The organism is Agrobacterium sp. 22-3639C2 (assembly GCF_053522105.1).
Map to the genome: position 1 here is coordinate 33,505 of NZ_JBNWDB010000004.1, position 14,791 is coordinate 48,295.

Annotated in this window: 12 protein-coding genes and 3 pseudogenes; 11 read left to right on the plus strand and 4 right to left on the minus strand. The window is 57.8% G+C overall.

Going from position 1 to position 14,791, the window contains the following annotated elements:
* Positions 1-73: 73 nt before the first annotated feature.
* The 3 genes from ACQZ6D_RS17525 to ACQZ6D_RS17535 are packed head-to-tail and all read right to left on the minus strand — an operon-like array spanning position 74 to position 2,659.
* On the minus strand, positions 74-970 hold the full coding sequence (locus tag ACQZ6D_RS17525) for a dihydrodipicolinate synthase family protein (protein ID WP_060643033.1): 897 nt from the start codon (positions 968-970) through the stop codon (positions 74-76).
* Positions 971-1,002: 32 nt separating this feature from the next.
* The gene (locus ACQZ6D_RS17530) at positions 1,003-1,884 is read right to left on the minus strand and encodes an SMP-30/gluconolactonase/LRE family protein (RefSeq protein ID WP_448730382.1); all 882 of its coding nucleotides are present in this window, start codon (positions 1,882-1,884) and stop codon (positions 1,003-1,005) included.
* 55 nt (positions 1,885-1,939) lie between these two features.
* On the minus strand, positions 1,940-2,659 hold the full coding sequence (locus ACQZ6D_RS17535; protein WP_003517195.1) for a FadR/GntR family transcriptional regulator: 720 nt from the start codon (positions 2,657-2,659) through the stop codon (positions 1,940-1,942).
* Between the two features lie 298 nt (positions 2,660-2,957).
* Here ACQZ6D_RS17535 and ACQZ6D_RS17540 point away from each other — a divergent pair, with 298 nt between their 5' ends.
* The 9 genes and pseudogenes from ACQZ6D_RS17540 (at position 2,958) to ACQZ6D_RS17580 (ending at position 12,548) form a co-directional block, all read left to right on the plus strand.
* Positions 2,958-4,907 carry an ABC transporter substrate-binding protein gene (locus tag ACQZ6D_RS17540; protein WP_448730381.1) on the plus strand — a complete coding sequence of 650 codons (1,950 nt, stop codon included), beginning with the start codon at positions 2,958-2,960 and terminating at the stop codon, positions 4,905-4,907.
* Between the two features lie 120 nt (positions 4,908-5,027).
* Positions 5,028-6,014 (plus strand): ABC transporter permease, encoded by a 987-nt coding sequence (locus tag ACQZ6D_RS17545; RefSeq protein ID WP_003517191.1) that lies wholly within the window; start codon positions 5,028-5,030, stop codon positions 6,012-6,014.
* A 9-nt stretch (positions 6,015-6,023) separates the two neighbouring features.
* Positions 6,024-7,148: an ABC transporter permease gene (locus tag ACQZ6D_RS17550; protein WP_112153467.1), complete on the plus strand. Its 1,125-nt coding sequence runs from the start codon at positions 6,024-6,026 to the stop codon at positions 7,146-7,148.
* 8 nt (positions 7,149-7,156) lie between these two features.
* Positions 7,157-8,881 carry an ABC transporter ATP-binding protein gene (locus ACQZ6D_RS17555; RefSeq protein WP_019565751.1) on the plus strand — a complete coding sequence of 575 codons (1,725 nt, stop codon included), beginning with the start codon at positions 7,157-7,159 and terminating at the stop codon, positions 8,879-8,881.
* Positions 8,882-8,925: 44 nt separating this feature from the next.
* Positions 8,926-10,113, plus strand: coding sequence for a galactarate dehydratase (locus tag ACQZ6D_RS17560; protein WP_448730380.1), 1,188 nt, complete (start codon positions 8,926-8,928; stop codon positions 10,111-10,113).
* Entirely contained in the window at positions 10,100-10,966 is an 867-nt protein-coding gene (locus ACQZ6D_RS17565) for an aldose epimerase family protein (RefSeq protein ID WP_448730405.1), read from the plus strand. The genes ACQZ6D_RS17560 and ACQZ6D_RS17565 overlap by 14 nt, the downstream gene beginning before the upstream one ends.
* 226 nt (positions 10,967-11,192) lie before the next feature.
* Positions 11,193-11,575 (plus strand): annotated as a pseudogene (locus ACQZ6D_RS17570) (DDE-type integrase/transposase/recombinase); the annotation flags it as partial.
* Positions 11,576-11,757: 182 nt separating this feature from the next.
* A complete protein-coding gene (locus ACQZ6D_RS17575) occupies positions 11,758-12,054 on the plus strand; it encodes a type II toxin-antitoxin system TacA family antitoxin (RefSeq protein WP_035200890.1) in 297 nt (98 codons plus the stop codon).
* Entirely contained in the window at positions 12,051-12,548 is a 498-nt protein-coding gene (locus ACQZ6D_RS17580) for a GNAT family N-acetyltransferase (RefSeq protein ID WP_448730379.1), read from the plus strand. The genes ACQZ6D_RS17575 and ACQZ6D_RS17580 overlap by 4 nt, the downstream gene beginning before the upstream one ends.
* A gap of 370 nt (positions 12,549-12,918) precedes the next feature.
* On the opposite strand, the pseudogene ACQZ6D_RS17585 reads toward ACQZ6D_RS17580, so the two are convergent.
* Positions 12,919-13,176: pseudogene (locus ACQZ6D_RS17585) on the minus strand (DoxX family protein); the annotation flags it as partial.
* Between the two features lie 16 nt (positions 13,177-13,192).
* Between ACQZ6D_RS17585 and ACQZ6D_RS17590 the strand changes: the two are divergent.
* Together ACQZ6D_RS17590 and ACQZ6D_RS17595 are read left to right on the plus strand one after the other, a co-directional pair.
* Positions 13,193-13,669 (plus strand): annotated as a pseudogene (locus ACQZ6D_RS17590) (SDR family NAD(P)-dependent oxidoreductase); the annotation flags it as partial.
* 539 nt (positions 13,670-14,208) lie between these two features.
* Entirely contained in the window at positions 14,209-14,721 is a 513-nt protein-coding gene (locus ACQZ6D_RS17595) for an RNA polymerase sigma factor (protein ID WP_448730378.1), read from the plus strand.
* Positions 14,722-14,791 lie beyond the last annotated feature (70 nt).

Consider the following 14,791-nt stretch of genomic DNA (forward strand, 5'->3'; position numbering starts at 1 on the left):
ATAATTCCACAGATGGGTTGGGTGCCATCATCGGCATCGTAGTGTGTCTCCACAGTTGGGAATGAGGCTTTTGTCATTGCCAGCTGGCAAGCAGGACTTCAAGTGTTGCACGATCCTCGTCGTCCAGACGGGCGAGTCCTGGTGCTCGAACTGGGCCAACCGCAAGGCCCTGTATCTGCATCGCTTCCTTTACCACAGTCACATTGGCGCCGTTCCGGTATCGTGTCCGCAGCCGTTCGAACAACTCGATCTTTTCAACGATCTTACGTGCGGTCGAGAAATCGCCGGCCGTCAGTGCATCATGAACTTGCAGGGAAAATTGCGGTGCGACATTGACGAGACCGGATGTGAAACCGCGGGCTCCGACGGCGCAGAAGGCGGGAGCCCAGCTTTCTGCCAGTCCACACACGTAAAGTGAGCCGTCAGGATCGGAAGCGGCGATCGCACGCGACAGAAGCATAATATCCGTCGTCGCGAACTTTATGCCTGCGACATTCGAATGGCTCGATAGTCTGACCATGTCATTGACCGAGAACCCGTCGGCGCGGACATAGGCTACGAGAGGCAATTCGCTGCCTTCAGCCAGGCCGATAAAATAGTCGATCTGTGATTGCGGCGCTGCGAACGGGTCAACCGGCTGGTGGGACATGACCGCAGACGCGCCCATCTCCCTGGCCCGACGCGCCATGGACAGGGCCTCCCGCTGTGAGCGTCCAATCGCTGCAGTAACGGGGGCTTGCCCGTTCACCCCTTCAATCGCAGCTTCGTAGACCTTGAAAATTTCAGCGGGCGTCAACGCGTAAAACTCGCCGGTATTGCCCGCAGCAACGATATTGTGGATGCCCGCCTTTGCTACACGGGCATAGGCTTCGATGGTGACAGCTATATCGACTTCCCCGTCTGTCTCGTAAGCCGTAACGGGGACGCCGGAAATACCGTGCAGAGCCTGGCGGAAATCGAATGTCGTCATCAACTGGTTTCCTTAAAAATCAAAGGGCATCTTCAGATAGAAAATTTGTGAACGGCTACGCCCGCGACAGGCACATCAAACGCAACAAGCGTACCTGGGGTGGTTGTTCCGTTCGTTTCGGTCACAAGACTCGTGAGATAGATCGTTTTGAGGCCCGGGCCGCCGAAACATGGCATGGTCGGCCCTTTGAACGGCAACCTGTATATCTCAAACAGTTCGCCCTCCGGCGAAAAGCGGTTGAGACGCCCGGCCTGAACGCCGGCGCTCCAGTAACAGCCTTCGCAATCGGTCGCCGCGCCATCAGGCCTGCCTTCGTCGGGTGCGAAATCGTGCAGGCGTTCGGCTGGACCGAGCCTGCCCGTCGCGACATCGAAATCGAACGCCTGATACATCAGACCGCTGCTATCGGAATGATACATGCGCGTTCCGTCCAGATTCCAGGCAAGCCCGTTCGATGTGAACATATCGCCATTGATGACAAGCTCGACGCCGCCATCTGGCGCGATACGATAGAGGCGGGCATTTCCTGTCTGCACGGCAGCCTCGTCGCGGGTTCCCACCCAGAAATGGCCATCGGGGCCGACCTTGCCGTCGTTGAGACGGCTGTCTGCTCGTCCTTCGTCCGGATCGCACAGCAGTTCGAGCGCGCCGTTTACGGGGTCTAGAAGGTGCACGCCCGTCTTGAGGCCCACCACAACAAGGCCATTGTCGCAAAGACCGAGGCATCCCACCTGGGCGGGCATTTCGTATCTGTCGAGTTTGCCGCCCGGATGCAGGCAGAAAATGGCGGGGGCGAGAATGTCGACGAACCACAGATTCCCGGTACGCTCATCCCATGCCGGTGATTCGCCGACCTTCAACGGCGTGTCGATGAGAGAGCGGAGTTTCGGCTCTATGATGCGTGGCTGGATCACTGATTATTTTCCCTTGCCCTGTATGGCTCGCCTTTTGAAATGTGGAAAAACGGTTCTAGCTGCCGACGCCCTGAAACATGCGGGCACGGGCCTTTAGGATGTGATCTTTCATTGCGTCATGCGCGGCCTGTTCCTGGCGCGCAAAAATCGCTTCCACGATTGCCGTATGTTCGTTCTGTACCTCGCGCACATGTTGCGGCGTGCGCTTGAGGCTGAGGCTGCGTGTCACCGACTGGCCGATCGCGAAATGCGGCTTGAACCAGATCCGCACGGTGATGTGGAACTGGTTATGGCTCGCTTTCGCAATGGCTTCGTGCAGGGCAAAGTCCTCCTCCGCACCAAGATCGTTGCGCGCAAGACACTGTTCCAGCGCGGTAATGGCCTGTTCGATGCGGGCTTTGTCGGCAGCCTGCCAACTGCGCGCTGCAAGTTCGGCGGCTGCAGACTCAAGGCCGGACCGGAACTCGAAGAAACGCTGCACATCGGCAAGCGAGCCGACAGGAACCTGCTGCAACACGGATGAATCCGGCTGCTGGCGCACATAGGAGCCGGAACCTTTCTGCGAAACGATAAGCCCGTCGTTGCGCAGCCGCTCCAGCGCTTCGCGCACCACAGGCCGGGAAGCCCCGAACAGGGAAGCCAGATTTTGCTCCGACGGCAACCGCTCGTTCACGGGAAAACGCCCATCAGAAATCATTCCGATGATCTTTTCGTAGATGATGTCGCTCAAGCGAGTCTCGCCTCGAGCGGCGGCGGATGCGGTTTGATTGTCCATCAGCAGCCCTTCCGTTGCAAATCGCTGAAGTTAATGGGTTTCCTGCATTTCAATCGCAACAGAAATACCGGGGTTTTCGTGAACGTGGTTACTGTCGTGCCGGTTCTTTCCTCAAACCTGATCGTGAAAACCGGTCTACGAATAAAAAATATGTAAAAATCTGTCAATACTTGTAATCATCTGAAAACGCCCATATGGTCTGCCTGCCGGTGGAGGATCGGTGTGCTGGCTGGCCGGGAGGCTGTTGCGGTTCGGTGAAAGCTGTGTCGCTGCCGGTGATTTTTTGGGAGGATAGTCGATGCGCGATGGCGATAAATTTTCACTGGGCGTGACGCGCCGAACCTTTATGGCTGGGCTTGGCGGCGTCGCCGCCGTGTCCGTCATCGGGAGCTCGGCCCTGGCTGCTGCCGGCAAGGAAGCGCCGGAGCTGGCAGCCTTGGTAAAAGACGGCAAACTGCCGCCGTTGGCGGAACGTCTGCCAAAAAACCCGATGGTGGTGACGCCGCATGAAAAGATCGGCACCTATGGCGGCACATTGCGCCGCGGCCTGCGCGGTTCGTCGGACCATAACGGCATCCTGCGCATGGTCGGCAACCAGGGGCTGGTGCGCTGGAACATGGACTTTACCGAAGTTCTGCCCAACCTTGCCGAGAAATGGGAGGTCAATGACGACGCCTCCCAGTTCACCTTCTATCTGTTGCAGGGCGCGAAATGGTCTGATGGACATCCCTTTACCGCAGATGACGTGGTGTTCGCCATCGAGGACTGCATCAAGAACAAGGAGCTTTACAGCGCTACCCCGGCGCAGCTCTTCGTCGCCGGTAAGGCGGTCGATGTCGAGAAAGTCGATGATTTCACGGTCAGGTTCAAATTCGCAGCGCCAAACGCGCTCTATCTGGAAAACCTCGCCACGCCGCTCGGCCAGCATCCGACGCTGTTTGCCAAGCATTATTGCAGCAAGTTCCTGCCGAAATACAACACGGCGCTCGATGCCGACGTCAAGGCGGCTGGCGTGTCCAGCTGGACGGAACTGTTCCGCGCCAAGTGCGGCGACATCGAAATTCCGTCGCGCTGGTCGAATGTCGACAAGCCGACGCTCGACCCGTGGGTGGTCAAGGAACCCTATTCCGGCGGCGCGACCCGTGTGGTCATGACACGCAATCCTTACTTCTGGCAGGTCGATACGGAAGGCAACCAGCTTCCCTATATCAACGAAGTCAATTTCGGCATTTCGCAGGATGTCGAATCGCTGATGCTGAACGTCATCTCCGGCAAGATCGACATTCAGGAACGCCATATCAGCGTTCTCGCCAACAAGCCGACGCTGTCGCAGAACATGAAAAAGGGCGATTATCGTCTGTTGACGCTGGTGCCATCGGCTGCGCAGCAGTGCCAGATCTACCTCAACATCACCCACAAAGACCCTGAGATGCGCAAGATGTTCGGCGACAAGTCGTTCCGTCAGGCGCTGTCCATCGCGCTCAACCGCCAGGAAATCATCGACATCGTCTATTTCGGCCAGAGCGAGGGCTATCAGGCCGGGCCGCGCCCGACACATCCCTGGTATCACGAAAAGCTGGCGCGTCAGAACACCGAATACGATGTCGCCAAGGCGAACGATCTTCTCGACAAGGCCGGCTACGACAAGAAGAACGGCAACGGCATGCGGCTCCGGCCCGACGGCCAGCCGATTTTCTTCTCGATCGATGTGATCCCGACACTCTATCCCGATCTGGTCGATGCGCTGGAACTGGTGAAGGCGCAGTGGGCGCAAATCGGCGTCGATATCAAGGTCAACACCATCGAACGCGCGCTGTACTACACACGCGGCGATGATAACGCCCATGATGCGGCGGTCTGGCCGGGTCCGGGCGGTCTCGATCCGATGCTCGACCCGCGTGACTTCTTCGCGTTCCACCCGCAGGGGTCGCGCTACGCCATTCCGTGGGCGCTTTGGTACACATCCAACGGGCAGAAGGGGGAAGAGCCGCCGGAAAGCCAGAAGAAGCGCTTCAAACTGTTCGATGAAGCGCGTTCGACGGCCGACCTTGTCAAGCGAGGCGAGAAGATGAAGGAAATCTTCGATATCGCGGCCGACGAGTTCGAGACGATCGGTCTTTGCCTTGCCGTTGGTGGTTTCGGTATCATCCGCAACAACCTTCGCAACGTGCCGGAGAAAGAACCCGACAGCTGGTCATGGCCCAACCCCGGCCCGGCGTTGCCGCAACAGTTCACCTTCACAAGCTGACACCGCCACATGGGCGCCGCTTCATCAATGCGGCGGCGCCTCTCAGGTTGCTTCGACCACCCGCAAGCCGTCTCGTAGTGGATGGCGGCGCGTGTGGTAAAACGTGATTGCGAGAACGTCATGCTGCTATTTATCGTAAAACGCCTGCTGTGGATGATACCGTCCCTGTTCGCCGTCAGTTTTCTTGCCTTTGTACTGATCCAGCTGCCACCCGGTGACTATGTGACGACTTACATCGCCACGCTTGCTGCGTCCAACGAAGTCATAGACCACAATACGGCGGCGCAACTGCGAGAGCGCTTCGGCCTCGATGACCCGATGATCGTGCAATATCTCAAATGGATATGGGGCATCATCAGTCGCGGCGATTTTGGCATCTCGTTCGAATGGCAGCAGCCCGTTTCCGGCCTCATCTGGGAGCGCATGGCGCTGACGCTGGTTCTGGCCATAGCAAGCCTTCTCGCAACCTGGGCCATCGCACTTCCGATCGGCGTCTTCTCCGCCGTGCGCAAATATTCGATCGGTGATTATCTTTTTACCGCCTTCTCCTTTTTCGGCCTGTCCATACCGTCATTCCTTCTGGCGCTGGTGCTGATGTATGTCGCGGCGGTGGAATTTGGGGCCGATGTCGGAGGGCTGTTTTCGGCGGAGTACGAGACTGCCTCGTGGAGCATCGCCAAGATGATGGATCTGATGGCCCACATCTGGCTACCAGTTGCGATCCTCGCGGTGTCCTCCACGGCAAGCCTCATCCGCGTCATGCGCGCAAACATGCTGGACGAATTACCCAAACCCTACGTGACCACCGCGCGCGCAAAGGGATTGTCCGAGTTCCGGCTGCTGACGAAATATCCTTTGAGAATTGCGCTCAACCCATTCATTTCCACGATTGCATGGCTGTTGCCCAATCTTATTTCAGGCTCGGTTGTGGTTGCTATCGTGCTCAATCTGCCGACGGCCGCGCCGCTGCTTTTACAGTCGCTGATGGCGCAGGACATGTATCTCGCCGGCGCCTTTGTGCTTTTGATCTGCGGATTGACGTTGATCGGATCACTCATCAGCGACATCCTTCTTGCGCTGGTCGATCCGCGCATCCGTCTCGAATAGGAGGGCGCCATGAGCGATATCGCCATCACCACCAATACCCGGCCGGACCGCGCTGCCGTCGCCTCGCAATGGCAACTGATCTGGTGGGCGTTCAAGCGCCACAGGCTGGCCATGGCCGCCCTGTTCGTCACCATCGCAATGTATATCGTCGCGCTTTTGCCAGGTTTCTTCGCCATCAACGATCCGGTTCTGCAGAATGCGCGCGCCACCTTCCATCCGCCGCAACGTGTGCATTTCATCGATACGACGGACGGCCTCTCGCTTGGTCTGCACTATTATCCGCTGAAGCTGACGCGTGATCCCGAAACGCTGGCGGCTGTGTTCGTCGAAGATACGGCCAAGAAAATCCCGATCCAGCTATTCGGTCGCGGCTACGAATATTCGGTGCTCGGCCTGTTCACCACGGATATCCATCTGCTGGCCTCGACCGACAAGACCCGACCGCTCTTCCTTTTCGGCGCGGATCGCCTTGGCCGTGATGTTTTCAGCCGGGTAGTACAGGGCTCGCAAATTTCGCTGTCCATCGGTCTCGTCGGCGTGTTTTTCTCGCTGCTTCTCGGTGTCGTTCTGGGCGGTATCTCCGGTTATTACGGCGGCCGCATCGATTTTGTCATGCAGCGCGTCATCGACTTCGTTTTGTCGCTGCCGACCATTCCCATCTGGCTGGCGCTTGCCGCTGCCCTGCCGCAGGGTTGGCCGGCAACGCTGCAATATATGATGATCACCATCATCCTGTCCTTGACCGGCTGGGCGCAGCTTGCCCGCGTCGTGCGCGGCAGGTTCCTGTCACTGAGGACGGAAGAGTTCGTGGCGGCGGCCCGGCTGGATGGCGTGCCGGAAGGGCGCATCATTTTCCGCCATATGCTGCCGAGTTTTTCGAGCCACATCATCGCCTCGGTCACGCTTGCCGTTCCGGCGATGATCCTTGCGGAAACCTCGCTGTCCTTCCTCGGTCTTGGCCTCCAGCCGCCGACCATTTCTTGGGGCGTGCTGCTTCGCGAGGCGCAGAATATTCGCTCGATCGCAACCGCGCCGTGGCTGTTCCTGCCCGGCGTAGCTGTTGTCGTTGCCGTCATGGCGCTCAATCTGCTCGGTGACGGTCTGCGTGACGCAGCCGACCCCTATAACAAGTGAGGCCCCGGATGAGCGATATTCTCTCCATGAAGCCAGACCGACCGCTGCTTGACGTCCGCAATCTGGTCACCGAATTTCCCGTGCGAAACGGCATTTTTCGCGCGGTAAACGATCTGTCTTTTTCCATCGATCCCGGCAAGACGCTCTGCGTTGTGGGCGAAAGCGGTTCCGGCAAATCCGTCACCGCCCGCTCGATCCTGCAGATCATCGACAGCCCCGGTTACATCGCTTCCGGGTCGATCATCCTCAACCGTGCCGACGGCACGTCGCTGGATCTCGCAAAGCTCGATCCGCGCAGCCGGGCCATCCGCTCGGTGCGCGGCGCAGACATCGCGATGATTTTTCAAGAGCCGATGTCGTCGCTGTCGCCGGTGCATACCGTCGGTGATCAGATCACCGAAGTTCTGCGGCTGCACTTGAAGATGAGCAAGGCGCAGGCCCGGGCGGAAGCCATCGAGCTGCTGCGACAGGTGGAAATTCCCAACCCCGAAAAGGCGCTGGATCGTTATGCCTTCCAATATTCCGGCGGCATGCGCCAGCGCGCCATGATCGCCATGGCGCTGGCCTGCAAACCGCAACTGTTGATCGCCGACGAACCGACAACCGCGCTGGACGTCACGACGCAGGCCGAAATCCTCGACCTGATATCGCGGCTGCAAAAGGCGCATGGCATGGCGGTGCTGTTCATCACCCACGACATGGGCGTGGTGGCGCAGATTGCCGATGACGTGCTGGTCATGCATCACGGCGTCGCCAAGGAATATGGCACTGTCGATGAAATATTCCACAATCCGCAAGACCCCTATACGCGTATGCTGATCGGCTCGGTTCTGAAGCTGGAGCAGAAGGCGGAAATCCGGCTGGCCCGCCCGCCGCTCGATCTTGCCGCGGCGCCTATCCTGGAAGTAAACGACCTCTCGATGCACTTCGGTGAGATGAAGGCGCTGGATGGCGTGTCGATCAAGCTGCTTCCGGGCGAAACGCTCGGCATCGTCGGCGAAAGCGGCTCCGGCAAGACCACCATGGGCCGCTCGATCATGCGCCTCTACGATCCGACCGGGGGCGAGATGCGCTATCGCCGGGCGGATGGCACGGTGGTCGATCTTGCCAAAATCGAAGGTGCGGAGCTGAAAGCGGCGCGGCGTGAGTTGCGCATGGTTTTTCAGGATCCGTTCGGTTCGCTCAATCCGCGCATGACGGTGGCACAGGTCATCGGCGAGCCGCTGCTGGTCAACGGCATTGCGAAAGGCAAGGAACTGGATGAGCGCGTCTGCGCCCTGATGGAGCAGGTGGGTCTGGACCCGGCCGGGCGTGAGCGTTACCCACACGCCTTTTCCGGCGGCCAGCGCCAACGCATCGGTATCGCCCGCGCCATCACGCTCCGGCCGCGCATCATCGTTGCGGATGAGGCGACATCGGCGCTCGATGTTTCGGTGCGTTTCCAGGTGCTGGACCTGCTCATGCGGCTGCAGGACGAACTTGGCCTGGCTTACATTTTCATCAGCCATGACATCGGCGTCATCAGATACATGTGCGACCGCGTCGGAGTGATGTATCGCGGCAAGCTTGTTGAGGTGGGAGACGCCGAAAAAGTCTGCAACGCGCCGGATCACCCTTATACGCAGGCACTTCTGTCGGCCATTCCGCGCCCGGATCCGCGCGACCGCGACCGCACGAGAAGGTTCCGCTACGTCGAGCCGCCCGAGATCAAGAACGGAGCTGCTGCCAGATAACAGCGCGGCTGTTGCTTCTCGCAATTCAAGAGGAAGACCAAAGCATGAAAATCGATCGCATGCGGGTATTCGTTACCCGCGACAAGGACCGCCCCCGCGTTATCGTCGCTCTCGATACCGATGACGGTTTGACCGGCTGGGGCGAATGCTACAATCACGGCCCCGATCTCGCATTGCCCCCGGTTCTGGATTACCTCTACGGCTTCCTTGCCGGGCAGGATCCGACTCGGGTCGAGTATCTCTACAATCTTCTCCTCCAACAAAACCGCTTTCCGCCCGGAGCACTTGGTCTTTCGGCAATCTCAGCCCTTGACCATTGCCTCTGGGACCTTGCCGCCAAGGCGGCGGGGGTGCCTGTCTACAAGCTTTTGGGCGGTGAAGTGCGTGATCGTATCAAGGTTTACGCCGGCGTCTACACGGCACCGGATGCGCCGGCGGCAAGGGAAGAATTCGATCGTCTCAACGAAGACTGGGGGTTCACAGCCTTCAAGCTAAGCCCATGGCGCGTCGATATTCACGCCCATCGCTGGGGTGAGGTGGTGCGCAGTTCAGCCGAATATTTCCGCTCGCTTCGCGAAACCGTGCGGCCCGACTACGATATTGCCTTCGACGCGCATGCCAAGATTTTCGAGCCTGCTGCCGCTCGTCAACTGGGTAATGCGCTTGCCCCTTACGATCCGCTATTTTTCGAAGAGCCGTTGCGTCCGGAAAATATCGAGATGTGGGGAGACCTGAAGCAGGGGCTGAACTGCACGCTGGCAACGGGTGAAAGTCTTTACAACCGCAATGACTTCCTCCGTCTTCTGCAAGTCCGGGGCGCCGATATCATTCAACCCGACATCTGCGTTGTCGGTGGTATTTCGGAAATGCGCCGCATCGCCACGCTTGCAGAGGCGCATTTCGTCAGCATCGCACCGCACAACCCGATGGGGCCGCTCGCCACCGCCGTCAACGTGCATTTCTCCGCCGCCCAACAGAATTTCCGTATTCTTGAATACAGGCTGCCGAAAGGGCAGTGCTATGTTTATGGCGGCACCGACCTCGAAAAACGCGAGGATGAAACGCGCTATGTTGTCGACCCTTATTTGCCAAAGGATGGATACCTGGAACTGAGGCCGGACCGACCGGGTTGGGGAGTCGAGATGGATGAAAAGGCCATGCAGGAAGATGGCTATGTTCACTGGCAGCGACGCGTGCCGAAACGGCTTGATGGCTCATATGCTTTTGCCTGAAACGGTTACGATTGCCTTCAGGCAGCTTTCGGCCCGCCTCCACCCTTCCTGGGGTGGAAGGATGACGCATCTGCACCACGAGGATCACGGCGATATCCTGGTGCCGACAGCGGGGGAGTCTTTTGACCCGTTGAACTGGCCGAGGGCAGGTGCCTATCCGCTCATTCCTTACCACAACAGGGTATATGGCAGCTCATTCGTTCACGCGGATATCCGGCACGACCTTCTTCCACATCCCGCCCTTTCGCCTGATGCCATGCATGGACCTGCTCACCGACGATCGTGGGATATTTCCAGCTTGGCGGTCGATCAGTGCACGCTGGTGCTTGACTATAAGGCGGATGCTGAGTGGCCATTTTCCTTCCGCGCTGAACAATCTTTTATGCTTGAAAGCAACCGTTTGACGGTGGAATTGTCGATAACCAATCTGGAAAACCGGCCTGTGCCGGTTTCGCTTGGCTGGCATCCCTATTTTTCGGCAGAATTGGGCTGCGACGCCAGCACCGATGCCAAACTGCAATATCCCCTCGATGTACAGAACGTGCCAACCGGCCAGCAAGCGGTGCCCCGCTCGAAACCTACCATTCCTGCTACAACGGGATACACCTTGCACTTCACCGACTGGTCATATGCGCGCATCGGTTTTGACAGTTTTTCACTGTTGCTCGAGGCCGATCCTGTTTTTAGCAATCTCGCTGCCCACCGTATGGACCGCTATCTTTGTCTTGAACCCGTTTCCATGGTCGCCGGAGCGCTTGGCTTACCGGAACCAGAGCGAAATGGCCGCGGCGTCGAGACGATCTCGCCCGGTCAACGACTGTCTGGGTGCATTAGGCTTTCTATTGAAAGTTGACAGGGGCGTAGGTGCCTTACGCACATAACGGCTATTCCGGGCGCTCCGCCTGTCTTGAATCCTGCACAATCAGTAAGGTTATGCGTTCCTATCTCAAGGATATCCGCTGGCGATCAACGTCTTCCGAGCGGCGGCGTATGCCTCCTGCAGCGCCTAGTGGCCTTCGAGCCCGTCAAGAGGTGTTGTCACGCTAACCGGCTTGCCGTTGCCTACGTTTTGAATTGGACGCGCAGTCGATCAGGATGGCGTCGTTCTCGAAGAAATTTTACAAAAGCGGCGTGAAAAAAGGTAGGCCAAGCGGCTACTCGTGTCTTTGATGAAGCGCTGTCTGCGCTCCTACGAGCGCGGCAAAGGCGGACGTGGCTGCCGGCCTTAACAATTGGTCGCACAAGAGCTTCAACAATCGGGCCGAGAACAGCCATCTGCCGTTTCCAACCGAGAACGAACCCTGCAGGGCCGCCAATCGCCAGGAGCATTGCAACAGTTCGTTTCTATGCACTGCGCTACCCACATCGCTTTTCTGTTTCCGCCCGCCGCCGCGCCGCACAAACAATTCGCTACCGCCTGGAAGCGTTCGATGCATCGAAAATTGCTGCCTGCATCGCTTGAAAATTCGAGCCGCTACCTTTCTCGGCCTAGGTAACTTAACGTGACAACATCCCATGAGGTTATGCTTCAAGCCGGCGTCTGTCGTGCGCTCGTCCGCAGGCGAATGTAACGACATTATCTTTACGCCGCTTGTAAAGATAATGTCGTTACGCTATATAAATGCGCTTGGATAGGAGTTTCCCATGCCGACCTCACACACGGGCAAGAGCCCGGACGCAAGTGTGCAGCTGAATATGCGCATCAAACCTGCTACTCGCAACTTGATCGATCGCGCCGCGGAGTTGCTCGGCAAAACGCGCACAGACTTCATGTTGGAAGCTTCCGAGCGCCGTGCGGAGGAGGTGCTGCTCGACCGTACAATCGTCACGGTAAGCCCCGAAATTTATGCCGAATATCTTGCCCGTCTCGATGCGCCTGCACAGCCCAATGAGCGTCTAAAGCGCACGATGTCGACCAAAGCGCCCTGGGATGAGGCGTGACTCTCAGCGCACCAGTCCCCCTGGCCGATCATCACGAACTGGCCGAATTCAATTCTGGAGTACCTGAACTGGACGACTGGCTTCGGCGCCGTGCCCGGGCCAATCAAGCAGGCGGCGCGTCGCGGACCTTTGTCGTGTGCGACGAGAGCCGCGTCATCGCGTACTACGCCCTGGCCTCTGGCTCCGTGAAACCGCCGGAAGTGCCTGGCAGCTTTCGGCGCAATATGCCTGATCCAATCCCAGTTGCAGTGCTTGGCCGCCTCGCCATTGATCAATCCTGTCAAGGGCGTGGTATCGGCAGGGCATTGGTGCGCGACGCGGGTTTGCGCCTGCTGAATGCCGCTGAAGTGCTCGGGATCCGCGGCGTGCTGGTCCATGCGATTTCTGATGACGCACGAGCCTTCTACGAAGCCGTCGGCTTCCTGTCTTCTCCGTCCGATCCCATGATGCTGATGGTTGGATTGCACGACCTCGACAATGCGCTGAATACCTAAACGAAATTCACCAATAATTTTCGATTGAGTCCATTCCACTGTGTTTCTAAGCCAATGGAACTGCTCGAAAAAGTCTGACAACAAATGACGTGCGGTGGGTTCGTACCCCCATCAACAGCGTGCGACATCGAACCAATCACAGCGTCGACCGCATGCTGTTATCGAGAATGCTCTAAGTTCCATAATAGACTGGATTGGACCGATTCAATATCGATACGTAGTGTTGCCCAGACTACCCTCGTTTCTATCATGGCCAGCCCCCACTCCGAGCGAACTTCTTACCGTTCAAAGTGATAGACAGCGAGTGAGAGATGTTGTGCAACCTTCGCTGGTGGCGATTGGCGAAGCCGCTCAGTAACAGTCATTACCCTCAAATGAGTGAATCTCGACGCAGTTTGACGAAGTAGTCAATCGCAATCCTGCCACCCCCGTACACGACAAGGGTCAGTGCCATGGCGGCCCAGGGAAGATGAAAATTGGCCCAGCCGTCTGGAACTGTCAGCTGGATCACTGCCGTCATGACCAGCAGGCCAAGCGCGGAATAACGTGTGAAAAGGCCAAACACCAGCAAGACAGGAAGAACGAGTTCGGCAATCCCTGAAGCCGTCGCCATCACCTGCGGCATGGGTATGAGATCTGACTGCCTTTTCGAGACGAACACATTGGGCGTTATGGCCATGGTGCAGGCTGTCATTCCCCAAATGCGCGAGCGTCGTTCGGGCATCATCGTCAACGTCACATCCAGGGTGACGCTGGCAGCGATGCCGTTGGCGGCCGCCTACATGGCAAGCAAGCAAGTCATCGAAGGCTTCACCGGCTTGCTGGCGTATCAACTGGCGTACTTTGAACTACGCGCAAAGGTCGTTGAGCTTGGCTACGCACCGACGAAAAGCTTCGGGCAAAACAGTTCGGTTCGGGGGCGTGATCCCTGCGGCCTATGCCGATTTCGCAAGACCGGTTTTCGAGGCATTTGCAAACCCTGCGCTGACAACAAGGGAAACGGACGTCGCCGATGCAATCTGGGAAGTCGTGCATGATGCCCCAGCGGCTAGTTCCGCTTTCCCGCCGGCGCTGACGCGGTTGCACTTGCCGTTCCTCCCGGCCAGAACACAGCAGCCTGACCGGCCAAGTCCAAGGGGCTGCTTTGCTCTCCCCAAGGCACTCGACCATTCCCGGCTCCCTCGAAAACGGGAAAAGGTGTTTACAGACTTTGGACCATCCCAAGCGCATTCACGCACACATCTTGCTCGCGCCGCCTCGCGGATTTTACCGAACGGCGTGGGCACTCGGATTCGCTGATTGCCGAAACTGCCATCGCGTTGTTTGTCCGCTTCTGGCTGGCCTCGACCACTTCTCTTCCGGACTCAGCTCAGGCCGCCGGGCGCGCCAAGGGTGGCGAGCGTTATGACGAATTCCTCAAAGCTCCGGGCGAGCGGGTTGCTATCGGACCAAGGCTCAGTCGGGAAGTGCAAGGGGACGAGGAACTTTCAAACCGAATTCCACCTCGCCATATAACTGGATTTTTTATGGAAAGTTTTGCTAAAGGAGAAAGTGAGGCCTTTACCAGGCTTCACTGTCGTACTGCATGATGGAGACAACTCGACCCTAGAGGGCACTGCTCAAATATCCATGTCGAGAATTGTCGAACGGTTCTAAAAAAATGGTCGGAGACAAGAAGAAAAATATACTTGAGAGCTTCGCAGCCAGCTATGGAGAACTGTTGAGGCATCTCTCTCGTCGCCTTGGTCGCGATGTGGATGCTGACGATGTGTTGCAGGATACGTTCCTGCGACTTCAGAGCATTCCCGTCGAAACTGACATCAAGAACCCGCGATCCTATCTTTTTCGCATGGCCGATAATCAGGCAACGGATCACATTCGCGGCCGGCGTTCGCTTGAGCGATATTTATCTTCTGTAGAGCTTCCTGATTGCGCCGATGATAGACCGTCGCCGGAAAGGGTCGTGGATTACCGCCAGCGTCTCGGCAGCCTTGAACAGGCCATTTCAGAATTGACCCCGCGACAACGACAGGTTTTCCTGATGCACAAGTTTGATGGATTGAGCCATGCCGAAATCGCCCGCGACTTGAAGATAACAAAAAGTGCCGTCGAAAAGTTGGTTATGAAGGCGCTTGCGCACTTACGGGACCGGCTTGGCAATCTCATTGACTAGAAGTTTCGAAGAAATATGCGCGGCATGGGTGAGGTGCTGTCCGGTCAGATTCGTCTATATTTTGGATATC

Coding starts and splice junctions, on each gene's coding strand:
- ACQZ6D_RS17525 (WP_060643033.1), bottom strand. CDS start 970: ATGACGACATTCGATTTCCGCCAGGCTCTGCACGGTATTTCCGGCGTC.
- ACQZ6D_RS17535 (WP_003517195.1), bottom strand. CDS start 2,659: ATGGACAATCAAACCGCATCCGCCGCCGCTCGAGGCGAGACTCGCTTG.
- ACQZ6D_RS17540 (WP_448730381.1), top strand. CDS start 2,958: ATGCGCGATGGCGATAAATTTTCACTGGGCGTGACGCGCCGAACCTTT.
- ACQZ6D_RS17545 (WP_003517191.1), top strand. CDS start 5,028: ATGCTGCTATTTATCGTAAAACGCCTGCTGTGGATGATACCGTCCCTG.
- ACQZ6D_RS17550 (WP_112153467.1), top strand. CDS start 6,024: ATGAGCGATATCGCCATCACCACCAATACCCGGCCGGACCGCGCTGCC.
- ACQZ6D_RS17555 (WP_019565751.1), top strand. CDS start 7,157: ATGAGCGATATTCTCTCCATGAAGCCAGACCGACCGCTGCTTGACGTC.
- ACQZ6D_RS17560 (WP_448730380.1), top strand. CDS start 8,926: ATGAAAATCGATCGCATGCGGGTATTCGTTACCCGCGACAAGGACCGC.
- ACQZ6D_RS17565 (WP_448730405.1), top strand. CDS start 10,100: ATGCTTTTGCCTGAAACGGTTACGATTGCCTTCAGGCAGCTTTCGGCC.
- ACQZ6D_RS17575 (WP_035200890.1), top strand. CDS start 11,758: ATGCCGACCTCACACACGGGCAAGAGCCCGGACGCAAGTGTGCAGCTG.
- ACQZ6D_RS17595 (WP_448730378.1), top strand. CDS start 14,209: ATGGTCGGAGACAAGAAGAAAAATATACTTGAGAGCTTCGCAGCCAGC.